Raw genomic sequence first — 15,350 nt, 5'->3', positions numbered from 1 at the left:
AGATGCATCATATGCCATATATGATACAGAGAAAAGCGTTCTTGAGATAAAGAGGGTGCCTTATAACTTTGCCGAAACGCAGAAGAAGATGAGAAATGCAGGGCTACCCGCATATCTCATAGAAAGACTGGGAATGGGAATTTAGCCCTTCGCTTATCATTCTGACGCTTCGCCCTAACCTTGATTCAAGGCTCGCAATGACACTGTAAAGGAGCGTTACAAAGGACACTAATATGATAGAACGATATACACGCAGAGAAATGGGGAGGCTCTGGAGCCCTGAGAACAGGCTCTCAAAGTGGCTTGAGATAGAGGTACTTGCTTGTGAAGCATGGGCAGAACTTGGGGAAATACCAAAAGATGCCCTCACAGAGATCAAAAAGAAGGCACGTTTTTCTCTAAAGAGAATAGGTGAGATTGAGGGAGTGGTCAAACATGATGTAATAGCCTTTCTCTCTGCTGTATCTGAGAATGTAGGTGATGCATCGAGGTATATACATATGGGACTTACATCCTCTGATATTCTTGATACATCCCTCGCAGTCTTGATGAGAGAGGCAGCAGACATAATTATCAGTGATATAAAGAGACTACTTGATGTTCTGGAGAAAAGGGCATACGAATTTAAGGATACAGTAATGATTGGTAGATCCCATGGGGTACATGCAGAACCGATTACATTTGGACTGAAGCTCGCACTCTGGTATGAGGAGATGAAGAGGAATCTCCGCCGCATGGAGGCTGCAAAGGAGACGATAAACTATGGAAAGGTATCTGGGGCGGTAGGGACATTTGCAAACGTAGAGCCCTATGTAGAGGAATATGTATGCAAAAAACTCGGATTAAAACCTGCACCTGTCTCAACACAGATAATCCAGAGAGACAGACATGCTGAGTATCTAACAACCCTTGCTATAATCGCTTCCTCTATAGATAAATTTGCAACCGAGATAAGACACCTCCAGCGGACAGAGGTTCTTGAAGTCGAGGAATATTTCTCCAGAGGACAGAAAGGCTCCTCTGCTATGCCACACAAAAGAAACCCTGTAGGAGCCGAAAACCTTTCAGGACTGGTAAGGATTGTCAGGGCAAATTCAATTGCCGCAATGGAGAATATTCCTCTCTGGCATGAAAGAGACATAAGCCATTCCTCTGTCGAAAGGGTCATTATTCCTGACAGCACCATACTTGTAGATTTTATGCTCAACAGGTTCGTAGGGATTATAGAGAATCTCATCGTCTATCCTGAGAATATGAAAAAGAATCTAAAGAAGACGAGGGGACTCATATTTTCTCAAAGATTGCTTCTCGAGCTCACAGCAAAAGGCGCCTCCAGAGAAGGTGCATACAACATGATTCAGAGAAATGCGATGGCTTCATGGGAAACAAGCAAGGAATTTAAAAAACTGGTGCTTGAAGACAGGGAAATCACCAGAAATCTAAGTAAAAAAGAGATATATAAGTGTTTTGATATGAAGTATTACCTCAAACACATTAATACTATATTTAAAAGGGTCTTCGGTAAAGATAAGGATTGAAGAATTAAGGGGTAAGATATGGTAAAGGCAAAAGTTTATGTTACATTAAAAAAAGGTGTTCTTGACCCACAGGGAAAGACTGTAAAACATGCCCTTGAGAATCTTGAATTTAAGAATATTAAAGATATAAGGATGGGGAAATTTATCGAAATAACACTTTCTGATATATCAGAAAATGAGGCACAGAAGATGGTCAAGGATATGTGTGAAAAACTCCTTGCAAACACTGTTATCGAAGATTACAGATTTGAAATAGATGTAAATGGCAAGATTGTTACTGATCGGTGTGAGATTAACGAAAAGGGCGATATAGTTGCCTGAAGGCTATGAACTTCTGCCCGTGTGGCACAGGAGAACCCAATGTTCGGTGTAGTTGTATTTCCAGGCTCAAATTGTGATCATGACTGCTACCATGTGATTAAACATGTCCTGAAAGAGGATGTTGCGTTTATCTGGCACAAGGAAGAAAAGATAGACCCACGATTCAAGGTAATCATAATCCCTGGGGGATTTTCTTATGGCGATTATCTCAGGACAGGGGCAATAGCAAGGTTTTCTCCTGTGATGAAGGCAGTCGAACGGTTTGCAAAAGATGGAGGTATTCTGATCGGGATATGCAACGGTTTTCAGATATTGCTTGAGGCTGGGCTTCTTCCTGGTGCCATGCTGAGAAACAAAAATCTCAGGTTTATATGCAAAGATGTATATGCCAGGGTTGAGAGAAATGACCTTCCATTTACAAATGCCTGTAATACCGGTCAGGTTTTAAAACTACCAATAGCACACATGGAGGGGAATTACTATGCGGATGAAGAGACCCTCTCGGCACTCAGAGAGGACAATCAGATTGTGTTCAGATACTGCACAAAAGATGGTTTTATAGATGATGAATCCAATCCAAACGGTTCTATTGAAAACATAGCAGGTATTTGCAATAAAGAAGGAAACATACTAGGCATGATGCCTCATCCGGAGAGGTATGCCGAAAAGATACTTGGAAATGAAGATGGCAAAGTTATCTTTGAATCAATGATAAACGCCGTTGTTGCAAAAACATCGATGGCTGAAATCAGCAATCCCTTGCCAAATCTATCGAATACAACAACGGAGTAAATGTTCTATGCGGCTTGAGGGATGGATAAAGATTGCAAGGGGTGAGGAAAAGGTAGACCTCCTCCTGAAGAATGCTAATGTTGTCAATGTCTTCTCTGGCGAAATACACAGGGAGGATGTTGCAGTTGTTCAGGGCAGAATCATTGGTTTCGGTGATTATGATTCGGCTGAGGTTATTGACCTTGAAGGAAAATACCTCTGTCCGGGATTTATAGACGGTCACATCCACCTTGAAAGCACAATGGTAACACCCTCCGAGTTTGCAAGGACAGTGCTCCCGCTCGGGACAACTGCAGTGATAATTGACCCCCATGAAATAGCAAATGTTCTCGGAATTGAGGGCATAAGGTATTTTCTCAAATCTGCAGAAGCCCTTCCGATTGATATCTATGTGATGCTCCCTTCATGTGTTCCTGCAACTGATATGGAGACATCCGGGGCAATGCTGATGAGTTCAGACCTTTCACTATTTATCGGTGAAAAAAGAGTTCTTGGGATGGCAGAGATGATGAACTTCCCTGGTGTTATTTACAGGGACCCAGAGGTGATGAGGAAGACTCGTCTTGGCAGGAAAAAGGTAATAGATGGTCATGCACCATTACTTTCAGGGAAGGACCTAAATGCATATATCACTGCAGGCATACGATCCGACCATGAATGCACAAATATTAATGAAGCAAGGGAAAAACTCAGAAAGGGCATGTGGATAATGATAAGGGAGGGAACTACTGAGAAAAATCTTGTGGATTTACTTCCACTTTTAAATCCTTTAAACATACGGAGGTGTTTCTTTGTATCTGATGACAGACATCCTGATGACCTTTTGAAGTATGGACACATCAATTATTCAATAAAAAAGGCGATAAGTCTTGGTCTCGATTCAATATCAGCCATACAGATGGCGACTATAAATCCTGCTGGGTATTTCCATCTCACTGATTATGGTGCTATAGCACCTGGATTCAGGGCAGATATGGTTGTTCTTGACGACCCTAAAGAGATTACTGTAATGAAGGTATTTAAATCAGGGAAGGTAGTCGCTGAGGACAGAAAGGTTTTATTAGAGGTAAGTCGTAAAGACATCATAATGAATAGCACTATTAAACTGACCATCGAGGAAAAGGATAGATTGCGTATAAAGGTCAATACTCAAGAACTGAAAGCAGAGAATAAAATCATGATTAAGGTTATTGAGGTAATCCCAAATCAGATATTAACCAACAAGAGGATTGAGGAGGCAAAGATTGTAGATGGTGAGATTCTCTCTGACACAGACAGGGATATGCTCAAGATTGCTGTGTTTGAAAGACACAGGGCATCTAAGAATATAGGCATAGGTTTTGTGAAAGGGTTCGGGTTTAAAAATGGTGCAATCGCATCATCTGTTGCGCATGATTCCCACAATATCGTAGTAGTTGGGGTAAATGATAGGGATATGTTGACTGCAGTTAAAGAAATAATAAAGATGAATGGAGGTCAGGTAGTTGTCTCTGATGGAGAAATATTATGCGCACTTCCTCTCCCTATAGCAGGATTAATGTCAAATAGACCTATCGAAGAGGTAAGTAAAAAAGTAGAAGAATTAAAAGAGGCAGCAAGAAAGATAGGATGCATTTTGCCAGATCCCTTCATGACACTCTCTTTTCTCGCACTTCCAGTAATCCCCGAGCTCAAGATTACAGATAAAGGGCTCGTGGATGTAAATTCCTTCAGAATAGTCCCGCTAATCTGCAATAATCAATGACTTACTTTCTTCTTGGATTTCCTCACTTATAGTTATATAATATATGTCAAAATTAAAGATGATTGAGCCCCAGATCACAAAAGAGATTATAGCACAGCATGGTTTGACCGACGAGGAATATAATAGAATCCTCAATATCATCGGAAGAGAGCCCACATTTACAGAACTTGGAATCTTCTCTGTGATGTGGAGTGAGCACTGCTCGTATAAGAGTTCGAGGGTACATCTCAATAGGTTTCCGACCTCTGCAGAATGGGTGATCCAGGGTCCTGGTGAGAATGCAGGGGCAATAGATATAGGAGATGAGCTTGCAGTGGTATTCAAGATGGAAAGCCACAATCACCCCTCTTTCATAGAGCCATATCAGGGTGCAGCAACAGGGGTTGGAGGTATACTCAGGGATATATTTACAATGGGTGCAAGACCTATTGCTTTACTTGATTCTCTCCGATTTGGCTATCTTCACAAACCACTCCACAGGTATCTTTTTCAAGGAGTAGTAAGCGGTATTGCAGGATATGGGAATTGTGTTGGTGTTCCCACAGTGGGTGGTGAGACCTTCTTTAATGATACCTATAACGGAAATATTCTTGTCAATGTATTCTGTCTCGGGGTAGCAAAGAAGGACAGGATATTCCGTGGAAGGGCATCAGGTATCGGGAATCCTGTAATCTATGTCGGTTCAAAGACAGGAAGGGACGGGATACATGGTGTAACCATGGCATCGGAGGAATTCAAAGAAAATTCTGAGGAGAAAAAGCCCACAGTGCAGGTCGGTGACCCTTTTACAGAGAAGTTACTTCTTGAGGCGTGTCTTGAGGCGATGTCAAAAGACCTGATAGTCGGCATCCAGGACATGGGTGGCGCAGGACTTACGAGCTCATCAAGTGAGATGGCAAGCAGGGCGGGTAGTGGTATCGAACTTGATATATCACTCGTGCCGAGAAGAGAAGAGGGAATGATTCCATACGAGATTATGCTTTCAGAGTCACAGGAAAGGATGCTCATTGTTGCAAAAAAAGGTAAAGAAAAGGAGCTAACAGATATCTTTAAGAAATGGGACTTAGAGGCAGTCATTATAGGCTATGTTACAGGTGATGGAATACTGAGGGTCAAGAATAATGGCAGGGTTGTTGCAGAGATAAAAGTTGACTCTCTTGCAAAGGAAGCTCCAGCATATAACAGGCCTCTCCAGAGACCCTCTTATCAGGATGAGATAACAAGTCTTGATTTGAACAAAATTCCTCTGCCTTCAGACTACAATGATGTATTGATCAGACTTATTTCTTCCCCTAACCTATCAAATAAGGAATGGGTGTATCAACAGTATGACTATATGGTAAGGACAAATACAGTCATCAGACCTGGCTCTGATGCCGCTGTTATTCATATAAAGGGAACAAGGAAAGGAGTGAGCATAACCACTGATTGTAACAGCAGATATTGTTATCTTGATCCTTTTACTGGAGGCGCTTCTGCAGTAGCAGAGGCAGCGAGGAATATTGTATGCTCAGGTGGAAAACCTATGGCGGTTACAGATTGTCTTAACTTCGGCAATCCAGAGAAACCTGAGGTTATGTGGCAGTTCAGCGAAGCTGTAAATGGTATTGCAGAGGCATGCAGGGCATTAAACTCTCCTGTTGTAAGCGGGAATGTAAGTTTTTACAATGAAACAGCAGGAGCTGGTATATATCCAACCCCTATCATCGGAATGGTAGGTATCATTGAAGATATAGAAAGGCATATTACCCAGTGGTTCAAGAATGAGGGTGATCTGGTTATCCTTCTTGGTGTCACAAAAGAAGAATTAGGTGGTAGTGAATATCTATCATTAATACATGGTATTGAGAGGGGATTGCCCCCTTCACTCGACCTTGACTTAGAGATAAGGATACAGAGAGCCTGTTTTGAAGCTATAAGACAGGGTATCGTGACTTCAGCACATGACTGCTCAGATGGAGGGCTTGCTGTAGCAATTGCAGAATGTTGCATATCCTCACCCGAATCTCCTTTAGGTGCGGAGATAGCACTGAACAAAGGAGATATAAGAGAAGACGCCCTCCTGTTTGGAGAATCTCAATCAAGAATAATCATTTCAATTCAAAGAGATAACTTAGATAATTTAAAGTATATTCTTAAGTCATTTGACCTCCCTTTTGAGATACTCGGTAAAGTAGGTGGTGAAAAATTATCTATAACGATAGGAAGTAAGATATTGGTCAATATTTCAATAAAGGAACTCAGGGAGAGATGGCTTAGAGTAATACCTGAGGTAATAGAAGGTGTTTGACAGGTTCAGAGAAAAGTGTGGAGTATTTGGCGTATTCGGTCATCCTGAGGCTTCAAATATAACATACCTGGGGCTTTATGCACTCCAGCACAGGGGGCAGGAAGGGGCTGGAATCGTCTCTTCTGATGGTAATCGCCTCCATGTAGAAAAATCTATGGGGCTTGTAGCAGATATATTTACAGAGGATAGACTGAAGGGTCTCCCTGGTTATATGGCTATTGGTCATAATAGATATTCTACAACAGGTTCAAGTGACCTTAAAAATGTCCAGCCACTCGTTGTCAGCTATTCACTCGGTTCCATGGCTATAGCCCATAATGGAAATCTCATAAATGGGCTTTTTATCAGGGATGAACTCGAGGCATATGGTTCTATATTTCAGTCAACAAGTGACAGTGAGGTCATCATCCACCTTATAGCACAGTCAAGACATGCATCATTTTATGACAGGATTATTGATGCATTAAACAGGGTTAAGGGTTCGTATTCATTACTAATACTTACAGAAAAGGAGCTTATAGGTATAAGGGACCCACACGGTTTTAGACCTCTTTCAATTGGAGAGCTCGATGGTGCATATATCATTGCATCAGAAAGCTGTGCATTTGATCTTATAGAGGCTAAATTTATCAGAGATGTAGAACCCGGAGAGATGGTCATCATCAATAATCATGGACTGCAATCTCTCTATCCTTTTTCTTCGGAGAGACACGCTCACTGTATATTTGAGTACATATATTTTTCTCGACCTGATAGTTATGTGTTTGGTGAGAATGTTAATCTTATACGTAAAAACCTTGGAAGGCAACTTGCAATAGAAACAGGAGTTGATGCAGATATGGTAATTCCTGTCCCCGATTCAGGTGTGCCAGCGGCTCTTGGCTATGCCGAGGAATCTCAGTTACAGTTTGATTTCGGACTCATAAGGAATCACTATGTGGGAAGGACATTCATTGAACCATCACAGAGCATAAGGCACTTTGGTGTGAAGATAAAAATGAATCCTGTAAGAAAGTTACTCGATGGGAAGAGGGTTATAGTAGTAGATGACTCTATCGTGAGGGGTACAACCAGTAAGAAGATAATAAAGATGGTCAGGGCAGCAGGTGCTGAAGAGGTTCACCTCAGGATATCATCACCACCTACAATAAGCCCATGTTTCTATGGTATTGATACGCCAACAAAGAAAGAGCTAATCGCTTCTACACACTCGATTGAGGAGATACGGAAATACATAACAGCTGATTCTCTCGGGTATCTGAGTGTTGATGGAATGCTCAGTGTGATGCCTCATAGCAAGGAGAATTACTGCACAGCATGTTTTACTGATGAATATCCAGTGCCATTCCCATGGGAGAAAACTTTGCAGCTCGAGTTGTTTATTAAGTAGACAACGAGGTTTATCCTCGTTGATTTATAATGGTGGGCAGTCGCAGAATCGAACTGCGGACACGAGGCTTTTCAGGCCTCTGCTCTACCGACTGAGCTAACTGCCCATCTGTAAAAGTATATAACCTATCGGTAATGATTATGTCAAATGAAAAAAACGAGGGAAACAAGGGGTTAATGATACTGTATGCTGTCCAGAGTAGCAGGCTAAATGAGGTAATTCCTCCACAGTTAACTGTGGTAGAGATATTTCCCGGATATACCATTGGTGGTATTTATATAGCAGAATATTCAAACAGAGAAACTACCATAAAAGAGATGGATATAATACCCGCTTTAACAAGACATGAGGGGAGAAGGGGGTTCTATGTCCATCAGCAGATTTCTGACTATACAGATGCTCTACCCAACATGCATATCGATTATAAACCTATATGGCGAACACCACTGAGATTGAAGCTATCATTTTTAGAGGTAAAGGGTAATGGAATCGTATTTCAGAAGGTCAGCCAACTATCCCGTGTATGTATATCTTCTTCATCCATAGAAACAACCGATGAGAGTTTTTTTAAAGAAATCAGGTTTAAGAGAAAACTATTGACCATATCTTTCAGGATAGATAATATAATCCTTGTGGATAAGCCATCTAAAATAAAAAGCAAGGTATTGGGTGAGATTAAAAGTGGTGTTTACGGAAATATGGTTTAAGAAACTGTTCAATAACAAGAAGGGTTTTTGTGGATGAATATGGCAGATAAACCAAGTTTATTCAGACGCATAGTTAACATCATCACTTTTAAAGATATTTCCATACGGAAGAAACTTCTGCTCTTTGCTGCTGGTGGATTAGGCTGGTATTTAATTATTGCCTTTATAGGTTTAGGGGCTACAACTTATGTAAAACTTTTATCTACAGAGCTGATAGATGTAATCATACCACAGGTTCAGACGGGGCAGAAGGTGATAATTAAGCTAAGAGGTGCAAATGTATCTGTTCGCAATATATTCATCTATGATGATTTAGAGGTCATCAACGCTAACCTTAGAAGGACTAAAATTACTCTCAATCATGCGAATACTTTTCTCATATCTCTATTAGAAGGCGGCCACATTAGAGATTATTCCGACCTTACAGGTGAATTAATCGAAGAGTTTTATGTAGTTTCTATTAAAGGAGATATGGAGGCCAGTGAAAATTATATAAAAGAGGTTTTGGTAAGTATTCAAAATCTAAGAGAAATCTCGGACAAATTGACTTCAATAAAATTGACTGCTTTAAGACGGGGAGGGCTTAGTCAAAAGGAAAGGTCTCTAATCATGGATAAACTCGATGAGTATGATGCTCTTACTGTGGAGTCAGTAAATCTTCTTAGTAAATTTACTTCCCATATCTCAACACTACACAAAAAACACACAGAAAAGATAAATGCAGTTCTCTACGGCTCAACAGTAACTGTTATAGTTACAGGATTGATTGCTGTGGCGCTACTAATTGTTTTCAGCACATTTCTCATCCGTTCAATGACCCAACCGGTAAAGGCAATAACAGAACAGATTAAGACACTATCAGAAGGAGAGGTTGATCTAACAAGGAAAATTGCAATAACTTCAAAGGACGAGATGGGCGAACTCTCTGCTAACTTTAATAGACTTATGGGTGCAATCCATGATGTGAATACATTCAAAAAGGTTATAGAAGGAGATGATACCCTTGAAGATGTATATGCTCGTTTGGCAAGGGTTTTCAAGGAGAATTTGGGGTTCAATGATTTATTGCTCTATGAGGTATCGAATAGCAAAAATACTATGCGACTCATCCATACACCTTCCTCAGGTGAAGATATATATTGTAACAGAGAGATATTGTTGGACTGCAGTCTATGCAGGGCAAAGAAAACCGGGCATACTGTATCTTCAATAGTATACCCGGATATATGCAAGCAATTTTTACATGGAATTGAGAAATATCACATCTGTGTTCCGATGATTATTGGTGGCAGCACGGGTGGTGTTGTCCAGTTTTTATTTGAGAAACCTTATATTGAGCGATGTCTAACCACAGGAGAGATAACCGATGTATCTAATATAGAGAAGGTTCGCAGGGCGAGACAATATATAAAAGAGTCATTACCTGTTATTGAGGCAAAGAGACTTATGACTGCCTTAAAAGAGTCTGCGATGAGAGACCAGTTGACTGGTTTATACAACAGGAGATTCCTCGAAGATTATACTGAGGTATTGGTAGCAGGAGTCCACAGAAAAGGAATCATTCTTGGATTGTTGATGTGCGACCTGGATTTCTTTAAAGAGGTGAATGATAGATATGGTCACAATATAGGAGATGAGGTATTAAAAGAGACTGCAAATCTTATCGCAAAGAGTGTACGAACCTCTGATCTGGTCGCCAGATTTGGTGGGGAGGAATTCCTTGTAATTCTGGAGGATGCCAAAGAAGGCGATGCCCAGAATATCGCTGAAAGGATCAGAGAAAAAATGGAAGAGACCAAGATAAAGACAGGAGGGGTAGTTATTCAAAAGACAATCAGCATAGGTATCAGTGAATTTCCAAAAGATACGCAAAATTTCTGGGAGGCGATCAAATACTCAGATATAGCACTGTATAAGGCAAAAGAGGCGGGCAGAAATAAGGTCTTGAGGTTTACAAAGGATATGTGGACTGAAGAGGAGTATTGAATCCTTTAGGACATTAGATAGTTATTATCTAACGTCCTTTATATTAAGAGGAGGTGAGTCATGGGAAGGATGAATCCTGAGCCAAGTCGAAGGAAACCAGCAGTAGCAGGACAGTTTTATTATAGCTCACCAGAGAAACTCCGTAGCCAGATAGATGGTTGCGTTCAAAGAGGTATTACGAAGGAAGATGTAATAGGCATACTCTCTCCACATGCAGGGCTTATGTATTCAGGAACAGTAGCAGGGGCAGTCTATTCAAGGATAAATTTCCCTGATATCTTTGTGATTATAGGACCAAATCATACTGGTCTCGGTGTACCATTATCAATCTATACAGAAGGTGAATGGGATATGCCATTTGGAGCTGTATCTATACACAAGGGGCTATCGAAGGAGATATTACAAAACTCAAAAATGCTTAGAGATGATTCCAATGCACACCTCATGGAGCATTCTATCGAGGTTCAAATACCATTTATGCAATATTTTTCTAAAGAGTTTAAGATAGTACCGATAGCAATGATGGATACACGGCTTGAAGCATGCAGAGAAATAGGACATGCTATTGCCAGCGCAATAAAGAAAACCCACAACTCTGTAGTTATTGTAGCGAGCTCAGACATGACTCATTACGAATCAGATGAATCTGCACAGAGAAAGGACAGAATGGCAATAGAGAAGATAATATCTCTCGACCCTGAGGGTCTACACACAATTGTAAATAAAGAAAATATCTCTATGTGTGGATTTGCTCCAGCCGTAGTTATGCTTTTTGCTGCAATAGAGCTTGGAGCACATGAATCAGAACTCGTAAAATATATGACCTCTGGAGAAGTAAGCGGTGATTATGCCCATGTAGTTGGTTATGCAGGGGTAATAATAAAATAAGGTAATTATAAATCTCCCCTTAATTTATATCTGAGCATAGAGTCCTTACATGGACAATTACGCTCTATGGTATATAACTCCTTAACAGCGTTTTTAATCATCTCAGGAATAGCATTAAGTGTTTCAGTTACAGATGCCTTCATCTCATCAGGCAGTGTTCCTTCAAAGAGTTCACCTTTTTTATATGGAAACTCCATTATTCCTTCTGCATAGTTTGTTATATAGCATATTGCACCGTAACATAACTCAAGCTCCCTTGCGAGGAAAACCTCAGGGACGAGGGTCATGCCTACCATATCTGCACCAATGGATTTAAAGAACCTTACCTCTGCAGGTGTCTCAAGCCTTGGACCCTCTGTGCAGAGATACACACCTCCTTTATGTGTATTTCTCATTGATGAGGCGTATCTGTAAAGCATCTCTTGGAGGGTAGGGCAGAATACAGGATTCTGTCTGATAAAACCGATGCCCTTATTCTCAAAGAAAGTAAGAGACCTTTTCTTTGTGAAGTCTATCACATCATCAGGGATAACAAGGTCACCAGGTTTAAGGCATTCGCTAATAGCCCCAGGACCAGTCCAGGCGATAATCCTTTCTGTACCAAGCTCCCTCGCTGCCCAGATATTCGCTCTGTAATTAACAAAAGGGGCTGTAATTGAATATTTTTTTTCTCCATGCCTTGAAATAAGACCATATTCTACTCCATCAAGGTCAAAGATATAAACAGGTGAGACATCCCCAAATGGGGTAGGGATAGTTATTGATTCTTTAAGTCTTCCAAAGAGATTCTTTGCAAAATCATATGCTCCACTTCCACCGATCACAAAGACTTTCATAGTAAGAGATTTATATCACAAAAGGAATATCTTGTAATTGAACTTAAATCACCTATTTCAATAGGATAATTTTTATATCCTTTTCTTTAAATTTTTCAAAATGAGGATCCACAGTATAAATCTCTTTACAACCTGCTTGCAAAAGAGAACTTAAAATAAGTGCATCAAGTCCATGGATACCAAAATTATGGGAAATATAAGCTGCCTTTTTTGCGATATTTATATTTATCGATATAATATATATAGATTGTTCTATTTTATCCAGAAGAAATGATTCTTTAAAATCACGCTGAAGTATCTTTTTTTGTAATTCATATATGACAATAGAGGATGTAATAATAGTTTCTTCTTCTAATATTTTAAGTGCTGAAGGATGATCATCTCGAACTAAATAAAAAAATCCTGTATCAACGCCTACAAGCATCGGCTTCTGTCCTTTCTTTATGAACTTCTTCCCAACTTCCTTGGAGTTCTCTTTTTAATAATTTTAAAATTTCCTTTCGAGCTTTCTTTTGTTCTTCTGATAGGATATATTTCTCTACAGATAGTCTAATCAATTTAGATAATGGAATATCTTCCATTAAAGCTTTTGCTCGAACTTTTTCATAATCGTTTTTATTAAGATAAAAAGTAACTATAGGCATTTTATCCCTCTTAATCTATTAATATAGTCATAATATTATATACCAGAAAGAAAAAAGAACGTCAATAAAAATTTCGAATATCCCAAATATCCCTGAATATTCCAAATGTCCTACCATACTGCCTTGACGCTATATAATTTCTTTGATAAATTGAGGCAAAATCAAAAAGGAAGATAAGAAAATGGAGTTTCAATCCTTGTTGGTCTGGAAACAAGTGCTGAAGAGCTGAAGCTCTGAAGTGTTTAAGTTAAAGAGATTTTTGAAAACTCCACAAAAGTTTACCAACCTCAGTAATAAGAGACTCAATATTGGTTATATCCGATTTGATATAACCGAATCAATAAATCTATGTATATAACCGAATCAATAAATCTATGTAATTCTTTTTTACTTTTCCTGTTATACCCTTCAACTTAGTGTTATAGAACTGAAGTCTGAAGAACTGAAGTTAATAAATAGTGCTGAATATTTAAGGGTGAAACCAACATTTATTAACTTAATCGCCTTAGCTCTTCAGAACTTTAGCACTACTTCAGCACTTCAGCTCTAACGCCTTCAGCACTAATCCCGTTTCAATCCTTGTTTTAATGGAACTTGGTCTGTGACCTTTGTGTCGCTCAACCATTTATCTATACCTCTTTTAGTTTCAATCCTTGTTTTAATGGAAGTATCTCTGAGACAGATAAATAGGAAGCGAGAAGTAAGAAATAGGAAGTGGATAGTAAGGAGAGTTTTTTATTGCCTGTGCCTCTTTGCAGTTGTGACACTTTTTCCTAAAATATTTCTTATTTCCTCTGATTCCTGAATTAAAGCATCTATATCCTTCGTAAAGATGCCAGAATCTTTAAGCAACCTGAGCCAAAGATTGGTTTCCTTTGCCTCCTTAAAGGCAACGCTTATTTTATATATAAAATCATCTTTGCTAAAAGCTCCTGTAGCCTCTTCATAGTTAGTTGCTATGGATGTTCCAGACCTTAATAACTGTTTTCCTATTTCATAGGCAACCATCTCTTTTGGAAGATTTCTTACAAATTTTATAATCAGTAAAGCAAATTCATAAAATCGCTGTCTCAGCTTATCATTCCCTTTCATATCTCAAATTTTAAACTATCATCTTTTTAATTGCAATCAGTTATACTTCCTATTTCCTATTCCTCACTTGAATACTTATCTTGTTTCAATCCTTGTTTTAATGGAACTTGGTCTGTGACGCTGGTAATATAAGAGTCAAGAGATTCATATCTCACCGTTTCAATCCTTGTTTTAATGGAACTTGGTCTGTGACACTTATAGATTCAATTAGGAAGGGCATTACAACATGTTTCAATCCTTGTTTTAATGGAACTTGGTCTGTGACAATGCAGAACCTACAAAGAATATGTGCGGTGGAAGATGTTTCAATCCTTGTTTTAATGGAACTTGGTCTGTGACATTATCGATTACGCTGGATCTCAAACAGGGATCGAGTTTCAATCCTTGTTTTAATGGAAGTTGGTCTGTGACATTATCGATTACGCTGGATCTCAAACAGGGATCGAGTTTCAATCCTTGTTTTAATGGAAGTTGGTCTGTGACAGCATCAACTCGCGAGGGTCGGTACCACGAGGATAGAGTTTCAATCCTTGTTTTAATGGAAGTTGGTCTGTGACTCAGACCTTAGGCGCCCCAAAATCGCCTGATTTTCCTTGTTTCAATCCTTGTTTTAATGGAAGTTGGTCTGTGACCCAGTTTTCCTTATGCTACCTATAAGGAAAACTTAGTTTCAATCCTTGTTTTAATGGAAGTTGGTCTGTGACACGATGATGTTGTGGGCGAGGAGTACCAGTACCTTTGTTTCAATCCTTGTTTTAATGGAAGTTGGTCTGTGACTTTCTCTTACGGCGATCCTCATCATTGTCCTCCTTTCTGTTTCAATCCTTGTTTTAATGGAAGTTGGTCTGTGACAGGCACCCCCTCCAACCTTGATGATCTCGATAGGAAGTTTCAATCCTTGTTTTAATGGAAGTTGGTCTGTGACAGGAAGGTATATGCACGGGGCGTTGGTGCCTCGTGGTTTCAATCCTTGTTTTAATGGAAGTTGGTCTGTGACGCGAGCATCAACTCGCGAGGGTCGGTACCTTTTGGAGTTTCAATCCTTGTTTTAATGGAAGTTGGTCTGTGACCATGTTCACCTCATATGTTTGGATGATATTCACTATAGTTTCAATCCTTGTT

The 15,350-nt window shown here is 39.6% G+C and carries 13 protein-coding genes, 1 tRNA gene and 1 CRISPR repeat array; of the genes, 9 read left to right on the top strand and 5 right to left on the bottom strand.

Annotated elements, in window-relative coordinates; translation table 11 throughout:
- Window positions 1-233 precede the first annotated feature (233 nt).
- The 6 genes from purB to purF are packed head-to-tail and all read left to right on the top strand — an operon-like array spanning window position 234 to window position 8,075.
- Complete coding sequence (gene purB / locus AB1488_04960; protein ID MEW6409444.1) at window positions 234-1,538, top strand: adenylosuccinate lyase; 1,305 nt, start codon at window positions 234-236, stop codon at window positions 1,536-1,538.
- Between the two features lie 18 nt (window positions 1,539-1,556).
- Complete coding sequence (gene purS / locus AB1488_04955) at window positions 1,557-1,859, top strand: phosphoribosylformylglycinamidine synthase subunit PurS (GenBank protein MEW6409443.1); 303 nt, start codon at window positions 1,557-1,559, stop codon at window positions 1,857-1,859.
- Window positions 1,860-1,898: 39 nt separating this feature from the next.
- On the top strand, window positions 1,899-2,651 hold the full coding sequence (gene purQ / locus AB1488_04950) for a phosphoribosylformylglycinamidine synthase subunit PurQ (protein ID MEW6409442.1): 753 nt from the start codon (window positions 1,899-1,901) through the stop codon (window positions 2,649-2,651).
- A gap of 7 nt (window positions 2,652-2,658) precedes the next feature.
- The gene (gene ade / locus AB1488_04945; protein MEW6409441.1) at window positions 2,659-4,395 is read left to right on the top strand and encodes an adenine deaminase; all 1,737 of its coding nucleotides are present in this window, start codon (window positions 2,659-2,661) and stop codon (window positions 4,393-4,395) included.
- 43 nt (window positions 4,396-4,438) lie between these two features.
- The gene (gene purL / locus AB1488_04940) at window positions 4,439-6,685 is read left to right on the top strand and encodes a phosphoribosylformylglycinamidine synthase subunit PurL (GenBank protein MEW6409440.1); all 2,247 of its coding nucleotides are present in this window, start codon (window positions 4,439-4,441) and stop codon (window positions 6,683-6,685) included.
- Window positions 6,678-8,075, top strand: coding sequence for an amidophosphoribosyltransferase (gene purF, locus AB1488_04935; protein MEW6409439.1), 1,398 nt, complete (start codon window positions 6,678-6,680; stop codon window positions 8,073-8,075). Before purL ends, purF begins: the two co-directional genes overlap by 8 nt.
- 30 nt (window positions 8,076-8,105) lie before the next feature.
- On the opposite strand, the gene AB1488_04930 is transcribed toward purF, so the two are convergent.
- Window positions 8,106-8,181, bottom strand: a tRNA-Phe gene (locus AB1488_04930).
- 34 nt (window positions 8,182-8,215) lie between these two features.
- Here AB1488_04930 and AB1488_04925 point away from each other — a divergent pair.
- From AB1488_04925 to amrB, 3 genes are read left to right on the top strand one after another with little or no spacing between them, the layout of a single operon-like run.
- Window positions 8,216-8,782: a hypothetical protein gene (locus tag AB1488_04925; protein MEW6409438.1), complete on the top strand. Its 567-nt coding sequence runs from the start codon at window positions 8,216-8,218 to the stop codon at window positions 8,780-8,782.
- Window positions 8,783-8,815: 33 nt separating this feature from the next.
- A complete protein-coding gene (locus AB1488_04920) occupies window positions 8,816-10,768 on the top strand; it encodes a diguanylate cyclase (protein ID MEW6409437.1) in 1,953 nt (650 codons plus the stop codon).
- 60 nt (window positions 10,769-10,828) lie between these two features.
- On the top strand, window positions 10,829-11,656 hold the full coding sequence (gene amrB, locus AB1488_04915) for an AmmeMemoRadiSam system protein B (GenBank protein MEW6409436.1): 828 nt from the start codon (window positions 10,829-10,831) through the stop codon (window positions 11,654-11,656).
- Window positions 11,657-11,661: 5 nt separating this feature from the next.
- Here amrB and AB1488_04910 read toward each other — a convergent pair whose 3' ends face one another.
- The 4 genes from AB1488_04910 to AB1488_04895 all read right to left on the bottom strand — a co-directional run bounded on the left by AB1488_04910 (window position 11,662) and on the right by AB1488_04895 (window position 14,228).
- Entirely contained in the window at window positions 11,662-12,492 is an 831-nt protein-coding gene (locus tag AB1488_04910) for an MTAP family purine nucleoside phosphorylase (protein MEW6409435.1), read from the bottom strand.
- A gap of 52 nt (window positions 12,493-12,544) precedes the next feature.
- Window positions 12,545-12,916 carry a PIN domain-containing protein gene (locus AB1488_04905; protein MEW6409434.1) on the bottom strand — a complete coding sequence of 124 codons (372 nt, stop codon included), beginning with the start codon at window positions 12,914-12,916 and terminating at the stop codon, window positions 12,545-12,547.
- Window positions 12,900-13,136, bottom strand: a complete 237-nt coding sequence (locus AB1488_04900; GenBank protein ID MEW6409433.1) for a hypothetical protein — start codon at window positions 13,134-13,136, stop codon at window positions 12,900-12,902. The genes AB1488_04905 and AB1488_04900 overlap by 17 nt, the downstream gene beginning before the upstream one ends.
- 735 nt (window positions 13,137-13,871) lie before the next feature.
- Complete coding sequence (locus tag AB1488_04895; GenBank protein ID MEW6409432.1) at window positions 13,872-14,228, bottom strand: four helix bundle protein; 357 nt, start codon at window positions 14,226-14,228, stop codon at window positions 13,872-13,874.
- A gap of 82 nt (window positions 14,229-14,310) precedes the next feature.
- A CRISPR array of direct repeats spans window positions 14,311-15,298; the repeat unit is 37 nt; unit sequence GTTTCAATCCTTGTTTTAATGGAAGTTGGTCTGTGAC.
- Window positions 15,299-15,350 lie beyond the last annotated feature (52 nt).

Source organism: Nitrospirota bacterium (assembly GCA_040756155.1).
Lineage (GTDB): Bacteria > Nitrospirota > Thermodesulfovibrionia > JACRGW01 > JBFLZU01 > JBFLZU01.
The sequence above is the reverse complement of the archived record's forward strand: the minus strand, read 5'-3'. Positions and strand labels throughout refer to the sequence as shown.